The sequence below is a fragment of the Arsenicibacter sp. R0_47 genome, from assembly GCF_057652235.1.
The window spans coordinates 104,557-118,522 of sequence record NZ_JBYFCJ010000010.1 but is presented as its reverse complement, the minus strand read 5'-3'; the positions used below and the strand labels follow the sequence as shown (position 1 = coordinate 118,522).

Here is a 13,966-nt window from a genome sequence, read left to right as displayed (position 1 = left end):
CGGGTAACCGGCATCATTCCAGCATCAGCCGCCCGGAAAACACCCGGCTCCCGGTCCTGATCTGATACAAATATACGCCGGCAGGCAATGGGTCTCCCGAAAAATTCGTCCGGTTCCAATAGTATTCATTTTTGCCGATGTGTAGCCTGGGGTTTAGCTGATTAACCAACCGGCCGGTCAGATCAGTGATCCGGATAACCATATCATCAGGAACAACAGACCCGCTGACTGTCAGCCGGAAACAGGTTTGCCGCCCGACGGGATTCGGCCCGACCTGCACCGACCAGCTCTCCGGACCGGACACTACCCTGAACTGCACCTGATAGGGCGTTGCGCGGTTACCGGCCACATCGCGGGCATGGACCTCAAAGCGATAGGTACCGTCTGCCCAGGGTGTCTCAGGCCGATACGTCAGGGTAAACACATCATCTACCGAAACGGTCCATCGGGCATTGCGCAGCGAAAGCCGCCGGAACGGGTTAGTTCCCTCCGACGGGTCAGCCTGTACATACAGGTGCAGATTCGTCGTATCGGTGCGCACCGGCCGCTCATGGACACCCACAACCTGAATGGTGATCTCCGGTTGCGGGGATATCAGCCCGTCATCCTCCAGCCGCCGGCCGTCGAACGCTACTTCAAGCAGCGGCGGTACCTCATCCGTAACCGGCTCCGGTCCGGTCGGGGCCGGATCAGAACGAAACAGCCGGACGGCGGGATCAGCCTGCAACAGGTATTGCTGGGCATTGGCACGGTCGAAAAACGAGTTGTTGCGCGCCAGATAGCGGCGGATGGTTTCCAGATGCTGCACACCAACCGGCCGGGCCGAAAATACGCTGTCGGTCAGCACCTCGTAAAACGTAGTTGAAAACAGGTTCAGATACGGTGAGAATCCGTTGTGCGTATGGGCCAGAAAGCCAATGCCGCCCCGGTCCGGTGCCAGCACCCAATCCGTGCCGTAGGTCGGCTGCCCGAAAAATACATTACCGGCCGCACAGCCGTTGACCAGCAAAAACGGATAACGACCCTGATTCTGGTACCCCAGCCGGTCGTTACTGACGAACCCCAGATCGACATCGGCGACATCCAGACTCGAATGCCCGAACAACGAAATCAGCCGCACTCCGCGGTTGACAGCATCAACAACCGGCAGTTGTTCCACCGGCGCGTCGGCTTGTTTACTCATGGTCTGCACTGTCAGGCTCAGCGCCGACGACGCCAGCAGCGACTCATAGGTCTCAACATAGTGCCGGAACCGGCGCAGTTCCTCGCGGGTCCGTCCACCGCTCAGGTGCAGCACCCGCTTTTGCCAGCGTGCAGGCGGCTCCGCTTCGTACGCTTTTACTTTTTCCAGATAGGCAACTACCTGTTCCGGACGGGATACCGGCAACCGGCCGACCGGCATAGCATACTCCGGCGTCTCCGTTTCCGATATATTGACCAGTTCCGTATCGGAGCCCGGCCAGCCCGCATTCGGAATCAGGTCGGTCCGGGCGGCATTCGCCAGTTTCCGCACCCGCTGCGGATCAGCGGACTGTCCGATCAGCAACAGCATCGGCGAACGACCACCCGACGCCATGTACCGGACAAACCGGCGGATGGCCAGCGGACTCCGTTCACCGAAATTGAACTGATCAAATACCTCACCGATGGACATTGTCAGCGTATCGTAGCGCCCACCCGCTCCGGAAGCCCGATAAGCGGCATATGCCTGCACGGCATCGGCATGGCCGGTCGTTGGTGTACGCAACACCGGATGAGTGATAATAAGGTAATTGGCCGACGCCGGATCGATTTGCCGGAACTGCACCGGTAGCAGCGCTGAAACGGATTGTACGGGCAAGGCCACCGTTGGCTGCTGATCGTAAAACACCCGCACATACGACAGCGATACCGCATCGCCGGTCTCCGTGACGGCAAAAGCGGTTGGCAACGCGGTTTGGCCACGGACATCGTCCTGTTGCAGAACCACCCGCAGCCTTGCCGACGCGTAATCCTGCCACGTAAGACTACCAACCAGCCGGTCGGCCACAAAGACCTGCACCCGATGCGTTCCGGCTTTCCGGCTCGTAAACTGCCATTCGGCCTCCGCCGGTGATGCATCCAGCCACACCGGTTGCTCCAGCCGAACCGTCTGCTCTGCCCGCTTGCCGCCGGCCAGCACAGGTCCCGTCCAGCCCTCGCCCATATCGTAGTGGCTCATGATCACCCCGTTGTTGTAGCCTGCCCCCAACGGATAAATCATGCCGGCGGGGTAATCGGTTGTCAGTACGGTCCGGCTTTCAGCGCGGGTATGGGCAGGGGTCGATTGAGTGAGCGGTTCCCGTTTACCGGAAAGCGTATCCAGCCGCCACGTCAGAAAATAGGCGGTCGAGTCCGAATAGAGGCTGTAGAAGGGGTGTGGCTGAGCGGTGTGCGGCCGGTAAAGAGCAGAATCCGGCAGGCCATCGTTTGCCTGTCCGGTAAATTCGATGTAGTCGGCTGGATCGAAGCGGTTGTCCTCATCACCGCTGATCCGGACGGGAATTTCCTGCCCCCGCCAGAACAGCTGAAACTGCCGGGGCAATAGCCTGGTAACGGGCACACCGGCACGTTGCAGTGCCGTAAACGATATCCGGTAGCGGGCCGGAGCGGCCACCGGTATTTTCAGGTAGGTCTGTTGCGGATTAATCCACTCATTTCCGTACTGCATTGCCTGTCCGGTCACCGGCAGGCCGGTCAGACTGAGCAAAATAACAAAAAGCCACGTCCTCATGATTCATCAGAAAACGGCGACAGGGTTTATGGCAGGTAACATTACCGGATGCGGTTTACCTGTTTTATGAGCAGATAAATCAATCTATCCTGCAATCCTGTCAATATACCCTTTCAGCCGGTGAATCGTTGAGACGTGGCTTTGGTTCAGGTAGCTACTACCCGTTGCTAAAAACTAGTCGACAGCCAGCCAACCAGCAACGCAAAAGCGGTGATGATCAGCAGCCCGATGACAAATTTCTTCAGAATACCCAGTGACGGATCTTCCCGTTTTGCACTCATGACATTTTATCGTTTCCGGTTCCTAAATGACGGTCCAGCAAATCGGGGCGGCGGGCGCGCGTCCGGGCCAGGGCCTGTTCATACCGCCACTCATCAATTTTGGCTTCGTGACCCGACAACAGAATATCGGGAATTTTCCAGCCTTCAAACTCGGCCGGACGGGTGTACACCGGCGGAGCCAGCAAATGGTCCTGAAACGAATCTGTCAGGGCCGAGGTCTCATCGTTCAGCACGCCGGGCAAGAGCCGGATGATGGAGTCGGACAGCACGGCGGCCGGCAGTTCGCCTCCGGACAACACAAAATCGCCGATGCTGATTTCCTTCGTGATAAAATGCTCACGCACCCGCTCATCGACGCCCTTGTAGTGGCCGCAGAGAATAATCAGGTTCTGCATTAGCGACAACTGATTCGATGTACGCTGTTCCAGCCGCTCCCCATCGGGGGTCATGTAGATGATTTCGTCGTAAGTCCGTTCGGCCTGCAGCGACCGGATGCAGCGTGCAATCGGTTCAATCTGCATGACCATTCCCGCGCCCCCGCCAAACATATAATCGTCGACGCGGTGGTGCTTGTCGGTCGAGTAATCGCGCAGGTCATGCACAACTACCTCAACGTGTCCGGCTTGCTGTGCCCGCTGCAGAATGGAGTGAGCAAAATAGCTGTCCAGCAACCGTGGCAGACAGGTAATGATGTCAATCCTCATCATACGCCTCATCGCCGTCCGGCGTGTCTGGTTTATCGGGTGCATCAGACAGGTAAACGTCCAGCAAGCCGTCGGGCAGCGTCACGTTCAGCGTTTTATTGACGCGGTCGATCGTATGCACGATATCGCTGTTGATCGGGATCAGCACATCTTTTCCCTGATAGTTCATTTCGATCAGGTCCTGCGTATCCATGTTGTACACCGTCGATACCGTGCCCAGCTCCCCTTCATTGGTATCGATAATCCGGAAACCAACGATTTCGTGGAAGTAAAAGCGGGTATTATCCTCGATTGGCTCAAGGTTATCGAGCGGCAGATACAGATCGGCCTTAATCAGGCGGCTTGCCTGTTCAATGGTGTCGATGCCTTCGATGGCCACAATGGCGCGGCTGCCTTTCACAATTGCAATCGACTCAATAAAATAGGGCAGCAGATCGCCTTTGACCTCGATCAGTACTGATTCCAGTTCGTCGTAAACGTTCGGATCGTCTACGTCCAGAAAAAAGACCAGCTCACCGTTTACGCCGTGGGTTTTGGTGATATGGCCCAGCAAATAACAATCATCTTTTGTCATGTCCGGTTGTTAGTTGACGCATGCCGGCGGCTGTTTCGGACTGCCGGTCGATGCCAGATGATAAATAGAAAAAAGCCTGCTCACAGGAACAGGCTTTTGTGATAACAGGACAAGCCAGCGATTATTCTGCTGACTCAGCTGATTCTTCAGTTGTTTCGCCTTCAGCAGCCGGAGCTTCTTCAACAACAACATTTTTCTTAGCCAGGGCAGCAGCACGATCGGCGCTAACCTTACGCTCAGCCTCCAGACGATCCTGACGGGCTTTCGCTTCGCTTTGTTGTTTTGACTCAGCAACACCGGCAACCTGACCATCTTTGCTCTGTTTCCAGGCATTGAATTTCTCGTCGGCCTGCTCCTGCGTAATAGCGCCTTTGTTAACGCCCACCTGCAGGTGCTTACGCAGCAACACACCTTCGTGCGACATAATCGAACGGGCAGTGTCTGTTGGCTGAGCACCAACCATTAGCCAGTAAACGGCACGGTCAGACTTTAATACTACTGTAGCGGGATCTGTATTCGGGTTGTATGTACCCAGTTTCTCCAGAAACTTACCATCGCGACCTGCAGCTGAAGGTGCAACCACGATGTCATACATCGCTCTTTTCTTGCGTCCACGACGCGCTAAACGAATTTTAACAGCCATTTTGCTTGTTGGTTTTTGTGGAGGAACCCGTCCTCCTCGTAAAACGTGGGCGCAAAGGTACAAAAAAACAGCGTATGATGTACAGTTTCAGGCGTTTTATTTGCCTTTTTTCTGCTGCATCATACGCTGCTTAAAAACCTGAACCGCCGGCACGTATAAGCCGGGTTCTGTCTTCCGGCTTTCGCCGGAATTCCTGTCATTTATCTGGGATGACCGTCACCGGCCACCTCGTTCGACCTACCCGCACCGGCATCCTCCGGAAACCGGCGAACAGAGACGAGCAGCCTCTGATCCGGTGCTTATTTGGTCTTTCAGCCCATAAGGTTTACCCTGCCCCGTCAGTCGCCTGCCGGGCGGTGGGCTCTTACTCCACCATTTCACCCTTACCCCTTGCAGGGCGGTATCATTTCTGTGGCACTGTCTGTCGACCGGTCGTTCCCAACCGGCCTCCTTCCCGTTAGGAAGTATGGTGCTCTGTGCTGCCCGGACTTTCCTCACCGGCGAACCGGCGCGACAGGACCGCTCCGGCGGTCAGGCCCGGCAAAGGTACGGCTTTCGCCTGCCACCGCCAAACCCCTACTGCAATCCGTCGACTTTGACATCGACACGGCCTTTGGCATAGACCACTGCCAGCAGCGCGGATGAGGTCAGATACACCTGATCGGGCCGTATTTCGTCAATCCGGCCGTTCAGCACCACGCCTTTGGCAATCTGATTATTCTGTAGTTTGAGCTGCAGCATTTTCTGCATGTCGTCAATCTGCGATCCGACCGGAATGGTCAGGTTTTTTTCGAGCGTTTTGGCAAACGTACCCTGCAACAGCCAGCTGGCGGCCCGCTGCAACAGGCTTTTCGTCTCCAGGTCATAAACCAGTTCTTTCAGCGATACCGATTTCGTGGCCGGATCGTAGTAAGGCCGGCCGCGCAGGTAAATATCCCCTGTCACACTCCCTTTCAGCCCCGCCTTGATAATCAGGTTTTCGTTCTGGCCGTAAAGGTCAATGTCGGTAATGGTAATACTGTAGGCCCCGTCTTTAAACGAAAACGACTTGCCGACAAACTCCTGCCCTGCCAGTTTAGCCGCTTCTTCGTAGCTCGCTTCACTAAGCAGACCAATCCGGAAATCGTCTTTTACCTGCGGTACCACCACCAGATTCGGCAGCGCCACGGCGGGTTTTACGTCCGGTCTGGCCCCGACGTTGGTCAGTGTATAGCCTTCAATCCCGATGGTTGAGCGGATGACGTTGTTTTCAAACCGCAGCGGGGTAATCAGAATGCGCTTCGGCACTACCATCAGCCAGGTCCGGTATTGCTCCGAAATCAGGTACGGCTCGCGGATCAGGTTCCAGGCCTTCAGCACCTGTGATTTGAGATCAATCTGTTTCCGCACCTGCTGGTCCAGCGTCTGGGTAACCATGCCCATATTCTTGTCGATCATTTTGCCGACCAGGCTCGTCACCGGCACGTTAAAGCCTGCCAGCTTGATGGTCGGTTTAGTGATCCAGTCGTAGCCATCGGCTTTGGTCTGGGTCGAAACCGCCCAGTCGGGGTCGATAGAGAAGCGTGTCGAAAAGCGCAGGTCCATCTCAAACTGGGTTTCCTGCGTCTGCATGAAGCCCAGCACTTTTACCCCGGCTTTGGCCCAGATTTTCAGCGGTACGGTGAAATGGAACAGGCTGTCAGCGCCGCCCGTAGCCGTCACCAGAATGGGTTGCCGTTTCCAGACCTTGACCATGAAGTTATCCTGATTGTTATCCTCGAAGGTATTGTCTTCGTAAATCAGGCCATTGATCTGGGCGTTAATCTGCTGCTGCACGTCCTTCATCGAAATAGACACGGGGACGTTTACGGTCGACAGATATTTTTCGTCACGGACTTCCATAGCGGTTCGGGAGTAGGTTTCTTTCGGGGCTTTCGGGTCAAGCCTTGTGCCGGTCTTCGACTGGCAAGATACCAGAAAACCCAACAGCAGCATGATTGGGAGTAATACCCTGTACATTTTATTACGGTTCTATTTGTTGTTTTTAACCACAGAGGTCACTTTTAACCACAGAGGTCACGGAGTATTGGCACAGAGAACACAGAGTTTTTATTAGCTAAGTTATTGAGCGAATTAGTGAATGTGCGATTGAGTGAATAAGACATTGACATGCAGGCACTTGCTCTCTGGATAAATCTAATCAAATTCTGCTTGTTTACGTAAATGCCTTAACTTGGCGCCTCCAATCACTCAATCACTTGATGGCTACCTTCGTCGCGCCGTAGCCGAATTTCTGCTTTTGGGCATCTTCGAAGAATCGGATGTGCGGATGACGGCCCAGCCGCCGGTGAATTTCGGTGCGGAGGGTACCGCTGCCCACTCCGTGAATAAACGTAATTTCGTTCATTCCGGTTGCAATGGCATCTTCCAGCGACTTTTCAAAGGTGGTCAGCTGCAACTCCAGCAATTCGGCGTTTGAGCGGTTGCCCTGCCCTTTCGGCAGCAACGCTTCAACATGCAGGTCAATCACCGCTGAGGGACGCTCAAAGCTGAGGGACGCCGCCGGTTCACCTTTCGGCTTCAGCATTTCGGCTTTCAGTTGCTCGGGTTTCACCGTCACCGGACGCGCCGTCTGCACGTTCTGCGGAGCCGTTTCCTTTTCATCATCCAACTGATACAGATGGCCGGACTGGTTCAGGACCGGTACGGTTGATTTGCTGGTATGGAACGTCTGCGCACGGCACTTCACCCGTTTCACCAGCGGAGCCCTGAACGCATTCCGGCCCGCCCGCGACCAGATGACCTGCACCAGAAACGTCGGCCAGTCGTCGAATGTCGAAAACGAGTACATCTCATTCAGCTTCACCTGCGTTTTGCCGCGCAGAATACCGTTGTGCAATCCGTTGACCATGCTGCCCCGTTCTTCGGCAACCGCAAACGGCAGGTCCCAGTCGGTGTTGTTGACCAGGTGCAGCGCAAACTCGCGGTCGTTCTGCGCCACAAACGCCAGATACACCCCGTTGTTCGACACAATATTCGAGCTTGTTACCTGTTTCTGCGGCGTGATGCCCGCCGGTTTCACGAGGCGCTCGGTTTCCATCGGTGAGACCACCACAATTTCCGACCGCATGACCGGAATCCGGAATCCGTCTTCAATTTCAATTTCGACCTGGTTACCGGACAGAAAACGGGTAATTACCCCCTGCTCTTTGGCCCGCAGCATCCGTATTTTATCACCAATGTTCATCGTCTTATCCTGTTTTGAGTGCACAAAACTATAGCCATTTAACCGATTTCCGGCCTTACGGTTTGTTTTGACCCATCCGGGCTACTTCGCCGGCTGGTCCAGCTCACTGAAAATGGCGTCGATAGCAGCGGCCAGATAGACCAGCGGCGCGTTCCAGTTAATGGCAATTTCGTTGGAGGCATACGAGCACGAATCGTCCACAAACGTTTCGTCGGCGGGGGCGTTTTCGGCGTAGCCTTTACACTTATCCTGCTTCGGGGCATTGCCGTTCGGGCCACCCGACAACAAACCAGGCACCGGTGCTACAATACCATCGGCCACCGACGGGCGGTGGTGCGGGTTCATCACCGGTTTATCGCCGAAGCCCGTCACCAGTGAATACCCGACCGCATTCCGGCCCAGGAGGTAATCCAGATTAGTCAGTGCGGCATCGCGGTATTTGATGTCGCCCGTCAGCCGGTAGGCCTGTACCAGCGCTATGCCCTGATTGGCGGCTACGGCACTGCTGCCCCAGATGTAGTCGCGGGCTGTTTTGCCCATTACGGTGCCATAAGCCTGTTTGTCAACATCAGCCAGCAGGGCATCGGCCATGTCGGTCAGGCGCTGTTTCAGGGCGGGCAAGGTGGCTTTGCCGGTTTTAGTCAGTGTTTTTGCGTGGCGCATGAGGGTGTAATAGCCGAGCGTCCGCACCTGATTCCAGGATGGCAACGGCGTTTTATCGTCCGGAAAGAGATTAACAGCGGTGAAATAGGCATCGTCCCGCGTTGTCACGTATAACTCGGCAGCGGCCCAGATCCATTCATCGGCGGCGTCCTTATCTTCATAGCCGCCCGTCGTTACATCCGGATCAAACGCCTGATTCATCGCCTGCTGGCTATAGAGTGCTGTCGGGTTTTTACGGGCCCACTCCCATGCCTGCACGGCCGCTGTCCGGCAGGAGTCGGCTAGTTTCGGGAACTGCCGTCTGTAAGGTTGCAGCACCCGCGCCGCCTGCGCCATCACGGCCGCAAAATCGAGGGTAGCCGTAATGCTTTTCTGAATGACATACCGGTCTTTGGTTGCCTTGTCGGGCATAATCATGCCGTCGAACGCCGGATTGGTCAGTTTGTGGTACACGCCTCCATCGGCGGGGTCCTGCATGGTCAGCATCCAGCGCAGGTTCCAGAGTGCTTCGTCCAGCACGTCGGGGACGGCATTGCCCGATTCCGGAATACCGGCGTCGGCTGTGGGCACATAGGCCGGAAAGTCCTCGATGAGCGACAACAGGGTTCCCATCGTGATCCCGCTGTTGACGATGTATTTGTTGTAATCACCCGCATCGTACCAGCCCCGTGGCGACGAAATAACCGTTCCGGCCGGTCGCTGAGTTGTGGCTGCCGACGGATGCACCAGCACCCGCGTATCCGGATGGCCGGCCGGACGGCTCCATTGCCCGGCATACTGCGCCGGCAAGTCTGTCGACATCCGCTGGTAGTAAAACCCTTTCAGGGCACCGGCCGCCACCGGCTTCAACACACTTTCCTGAATCTCAAACGGGTACGAATAGCCGAGTTCCGGAATCACCAGCACATATGAGCCGGTGCGGGTCACGGGCGTAAAATCGGCCAGCCGGGTTGTTTTGCCCGAAATCGCATTGGTGCGCGGCTCACTCAGTTTACCGGTAAATACAGCGCGGCTGCGGCTCGAACGGTTGCTGTCAGCAGTCATCACCTGAAACGTTCCGGCCCCGGCACCGACGGCCACCGCCACCTTGGGCGCATTCGGGTAAAAACCGACCTGGTTTAAACGGATGGCCTCTGACAACGACTGGGCCTGTGCCAGCGACCCGAGGCTTACTAAGAAGGTTAAGGAGGATAGTGTATGTTTCATAAACCGGGATTTAATAAAAAAGCGGGGATACGGACTTAGATACCGTACCCCCGCCGTGATTTCCATGCAGGATTACTTAACGACCTTCAGCGTTCCCTGCATCAGCGATGCGTGACCCGGGAACGTGCAGACATACTGGTAATTTCCCGGCTCCGACGGTGCGATGAAATAGATCGCCTCGTTCGACTCGGGCTGGAGGATATTCGTGTGGAACAACACATTCGCGTTGTTCGGTACGTAATTCATCTTAGGACCGTTCAGGTTCAGTTTCAGGGCGGCTTCGCCAACCGTGTTGGCCATACCCGGCTTCACGACGACGCAGTTGTGAAGCATATCGTCGTTGTTCTGGAACACCCACTTGATGCGGCTGCCGGCTTTCACCTGCACCTGCTCCTGCTCAAACTTCAGGCCCGGCAAGGTGCTGATCGTTACCACCTGATCGGGGCCGTTGGCCCAGTCAGCCGGTTGCGTCGTAACACGCTTGGCGCTGGTAGCCGCCGGTGTTTTGGCGGCGCCTTTCTTATCAGTAGCTGGTGCCGTTTCCTTTGTTGAAGCCATCGCGCCCATGTCGTGGTGCATGTGCTGGGTTTTGGCCGGAGCAGCAATGGTCAGCTTCGTACCAGGCGCAATAGCGTTCAGGGTATAGTATCCCGTGTTGTGCAGCAGCGACAGCCCGGCCGCCGACTTCACCCCTTCCAGCTTCAACTGGTGGATATAGCCTTCCCGCAGGGTTGTATCAACCACAATCCGCGCTTTCAGACCGTCGTCCGACACGACCACGCCACGGATCGGCAGCGCTTTCGCATCTTCAATCGGACTGCCGTAGGTGCTGTGGTATTTGTAGGTAAAGCTGCTCATGTCGTATGACGCGATGTTTTCGGCCGTTTTCTTGTCGACCGGCAGCGTAAACTCTATTTCAAAACCATCCGGCATCGAGCGGATCGCCTTCATTTCAAACGGCACCTTACCGGTCCAGACCAGGCGCTGCACGCCAAACGGTGCCTTTCCGGTGGCCGCCCAGCCACGGCTGGTCATGCCGACAAACATTGAGCCGTCTAAGCCCCAGCGCATCCGCAGAATCCCCGACATAAACCCTTCGCGGAACGGGAAGCAGGCGCCCTGGTATTTACCGCCGACTTTTTCGAGGAATACCCGCATTACCTTGCTATGGCCCTGATCACCGACAAACAGCTGGCCTTCAAACGGACCAAACTTGCTGCTGGTGGTATCTTCCAGAATATCGGATGTCGAAATACCCATCAGCGTATGCGGGAACCAAACGGCCGGCACCTTCAGATTCGGCACCGTTTTGGCCACTTCGTGCATCGGCTTACCGGTGCTCGGCACGTCCTCTACTTTCAGTTTCAGCGGGGAGCCCGGTTCAGATGACCACCGCAGACCGGCCGGGTTACCGGCAAAATCGCCCGACTCCAGCTGCGTCATACGGCCCGAACCAACCCAGTCGCCCTGGTTTTCGGCGTAGAAAATGCTGCCGTCGCGCAGCTGGTTGAAGCCCGCCGGCGAACGGAGACCCGTCGCAAATGGCTTAACCTGCCCGTTTTTATCGACCTGCAGCATCCAGCCCCGCCATTTTGCCAGACTCGCCCCGCGGCCAATCCAGCCGAGGTTCAGCGTCAGCAACATATCGCCGTTGGGCTGAAACACCGGTCCGTAGCTGTATTCGTGGTAGTTGCCCGACAATGGCCATTTTACCACCGACTGGTATTCGTCGGCCTCGCCGTTGTTGTCGGTATCGAGCAGGCGGGTTACTTCGCCCCGCTGCGTGGCATAGAGCGAACCGTTATGCCAGGCCATCCCCAGCGGCTCGTGCAGACCAAACGCAAAGCGGCTGTACTGCGGCTGACGGGTGCCCTGCATGTACGGGTTGGCGATCATCCAGACTTCGCCGCGCCGTGTACAAACACTCAGGCGACCATCCGGCAGAACGGCCATACCGCCCACTTCCAGGCTGACGCCTTCGGGAACGGGCAGGGTTACGATGTGATAATAATCGTCTTCGGTCAGCGGCCGCGACGACTGTGCCATCGCCGTGACGCCGCATGCTACTGCTAATCCTAATGCACTTATGAAGCGTTTCATTCCGAATTTATGTCAACCTTCCTATTACCAAACAATTGAATAACTTACACTGGCCGAACCATCCTTACCCGATACCGGCAGCAACAGTTCCTGCTTACCGCCCGACGACCGGATAACCGGTTTGGCTTTGGCATCTAACCGCACGTAATACTGGCTGTCGCCGATACGGTACAGGCCCTTGCTCACCTCTTCAACCGACGCGGCGGCGGCCATGCGGCAGTATACCGGCTGGCTGACACCCGACAGGGTCAGGGTACGGACCAGCCCCTTGCCATCAGCATCCGGGCGGATCGCATCGGCCACCTTCCCGCCGAAGAACGCATATTCCGTGGTCGGATTGCCGTCGGCGTCCAGCTTCCAGCCTTTGTAATCAAATTCTTTTTCCGGCAGGCTATCGGGCCAGGTCTGCTGCGCATTGGCCAATACAGCCAGCGAACTCTGACCGGTTACCGGTACGGTCACGCCCATCGGGAACAGCAACTGCGGCTCGCCGCGCTCGTACCACATTTCGGTAACGTCGGCAAACTTGCCCCGCCATACCTGCAACAGCGCGTCTTTGTTCAGATCAATCGTGTAATTCAGGCCCGACGGCGTGCCTACCGACAGGCAATGGGTGCGTTTACCTTTTTCACCGGCCATCTGTACAAACGACCGCACCAGCTGAGGCTTATCCTTCGCCAATACCGCAATGGTTCCGACGGGGTCAGGCTCCGGCAGCGAGGCCCGCGTATGCAAGGGCTGGAATTTTGTATCCGGCGCGGCAATGAACATACCAAGCCCCGGACGCGGCCAAGACCGGCCAAAGAACAGGGTAAAGGCGTGCTTACCGGCACTCAGGTTGATTTTCCCCGTATTCATACGGCCTAGGTCAAGGTAGGTATTCGGCACGATTTCCTTGCCGTCGATCTCCAGACCGGCATACCCGCCGTTTTGCAGCGCCAGGGTATACACACCCGCTTTTTCCACTTCCAGATTGCCCGTAAACACGATGCCGTGCCAGCGCGGCTGACCATACGACACTTCGTAGGTTACGGTCGATACCGTGTCTTCTTTCACCAGCTTCAGGTTTGCCAGCTCGCTCATCGACTTGGTTTCGGTTTTCGCTTCATACAGCTTATACCGCACATTCGACAGCTTAGCCACCTTACGGTCCGAAATCAGCTGGTAGCCCACCGGCCGGACCGCAATCGTGCCGCCCGTTACGTTGAGGGTTACCGTGCCCGCCGAAGCGCCCTGCGCGCCGGACACGACCACGTTTTCATGGATCAGAATACCGTTCAGCGTTACCTTGTCCAGCACCGCGCTGCCCGGCTTCCCGCTTTGCAGCGTTACCTCCAGCCGTTGCCAGATGCCCGGTGCTTCACAGGCATTCTGCGCCGGTAAATCGACCGGCGTGCCCATGACCGTCCCGAACGTATTGCCGTTCACACCTGGCTTCGTCCAGCTATCAGCCACTCGGATACCGGTGTTGCCCAGCATCAGCACGCCATCAGCTCCCGGCGACAACATTACGTCCAGCACCAGCCGGACATCCTTCGCATTCGACAGCAGGGTAACCGGTGCACCCGGCTTCCCGACAATTATTCCGCTTCCCGATTTGGTCTTTACGTCGGCCTGATACGGCGACATCAGAACAGACCCTGCCTGCGACCATCCCGCAGGTAATGACGAGAACGAACCCGACGGAACCGGGCTCAGCGACTCATCGACACCCTGCCCCAGGGCAGACCAGCCACTCAGGCAACAAACAAGGGCACTGCTATATGAAAACCAGCGCTTTACGTTTACCATGTATGTCAATTTATTTATTGAGCGAA

The 13,966-nt window shown here is 56.5% G+C and carries 9 protein-coding genes and 1 other RNA gene; all 10 read right to left on the bottom strand.

Annotated elements, in window-relative coordinates:
• Window positions 1-13 precede the first annotated feature (13 nt).
• On the bottom strand, window positions 14-2,752 hold the full coding sequence (porU2, locus tag AC23NW_RS18155) for a putative type IX secretion system sortase PorU2 (protein WP_487451071.1): 2,739 nt from the start codon (window positions 2,750-2,752) through the stop codon (window positions 14-16).
• A 277-nt stretch (window positions 2,753-3,029) separates the two neighbouring features.
• Window positions 3,030-3,737 carry a tRNA (guanosine(37)-N1)-methyltransferase TrmD gene (gene trmD, locus AC23NW_RS18150; protein ID WP_487451168.1) on the bottom strand — a complete coding sequence of 236 codons (708 nt, stop codon included), beginning with the start codon at window positions 3,735-3,737 and terminating at the stop codon, window positions 3,030-3,032.
• Window positions 3,727-4,311 carry a ribosome maturation factor RimM gene (rimM, locus tag AC23NW_RS18145; protein ID WP_293833539.1) on the bottom strand — a complete coding sequence of 195 codons (585 nt, stop codon included), beginning with the start codon at window positions 4,309-4,311 and terminating at the stop codon, window positions 3,727-3,729. The genes trmD and rimM overlap by 11 nt, the downstream gene beginning before the upstream one ends.
• A 121-nt stretch (window positions 4,312-4,432) precedes the next feature.
• Window positions 4,433-4,954 (bottom strand): 30S ribosomal protein S16, encoded by a 522-nt coding sequence (locus tag AC23NW_RS18140; RefSeq protein WP_293833538.1) that lies wholly within the window; start codon window positions 4,952-4,954, stop codon window positions 4,433-4,435.
• Between the two features lie 140 nt (window positions 4,955-5,094).
• An RNA gene (gene rnpB / locus AC23NW_RS18135) (RNase P RNA component class A) lies at window positions 5,095-5,484 on the bottom strand.
• A gap of 46 nt (window positions 5,485-5,530) precedes the next feature.
• Window positions 5,531-6,952: a DUF4403 family protein gene (locus AC23NW_RS18130; protein WP_487451070.1), complete on the bottom strand. Its 1,422-nt coding sequence runs from the start codon at window positions 6,950-6,952 to the stop codon at window positions 5,531-5,533.
• 235 nt (window positions 6,953-7,187) lie between these two features.
• Window positions 7,188-8,180, bottom strand: a complete 993-nt coding sequence (locus tag AC23NW_RS18125) for a Smr/MutS family protein (protein ID WP_487451068.1) — start codon at window positions 8,178-8,180, stop codon at window positions 7,188-7,190.
• Window positions 8,181-8,261: 81 nt separating this feature from the next.
• Window positions 8,262-10,049, bottom strand: a complete 1,788-nt coding sequence (locus tag AC23NW_RS18120; protein WP_487451067.1) for a glycoside hydrolase family 9 protein — start codon at window positions 10,047-10,049, stop codon at window positions 8,262-8,264.
• 72 nt (window positions 10,050-10,121) lie between these two features.
• Window positions 10,122-12,149, bottom strand: a complete 2,028-nt coding sequence (locus AC23NW_RS18115; protein WP_487451066.1) for a plastocyanin/azurin family copper-binding protein — start codon at window positions 12,147-12,149, stop codon at window positions 10,122-10,124.
• A 24-nt stretch (window positions 12,150-12,173) separates the two neighbouring features.
• Window positions 12,174-13,940: a PA14 domain-containing protein gene (locus AC23NW_RS18110; protein WP_487451065.1), complete on the bottom strand. Its 1,767-nt coding sequence runs from the start codon at window positions 13,938-13,940 to the stop codon at window positions 12,174-12,176.
• Between the last annotated feature and the right edge of the window lie 26 nt (window positions 13,941-13,966).